Here is a 386-nt window from a genome sequence, read left to right as displayed (position 1 = left end):
AATAATCTCCACCACGATATAGAACCGTCACGTTAGCACCAGCTTTTTCCAACTCCAAAGCAGCATCGATAGCCGAATTCTTACCACCGATAATTACAACATCTTGATCAAAATACGGATGTGCCTCTTTAAAATAATGGAACACTTTAGGTAAATCCGCACCTTCAACTTCTAATGTATTATGCTGACCATAATAGCCTGTCGCGATTGTTAAAAATCGACATTCATAAACATCTTTCGTCGTAGTAATAGTAAATTTATTATTCATTTTTTTAACAGTTAATACTTCTTCAAATGCATTTACTTTTAATTGATGATGTTTTACAACTTCTCGGTAATAAACTAGCGCTTGATTACGTCTTGGTTTACTTTCTTCAACGATAAAC

At 33.9% G+C, this 386-nt stretch carries 1 pseudogene; it reads right to left on the bottom strand.

The window, feature by feature from the left end:
- Positions 1-386 (bottom strand): annotated as a pseudogene (ypdA, locus tag M3234_RS29015) (bacillithiol disulfide reductase YpdA); the annotation flags it as partial.

This window comes from Neobacillus niacini (assembly GCF_023715785.1).
GTDB classification, from domain to species: Bacteria; Bacillota; Bacilli; order Bacillales; family Cytobacillaceae; genus Neobacillus; species Neobacillus niacini_E.
This window is presented reverse-complemented; position numbering and strand designations above follow the sequence as displayed.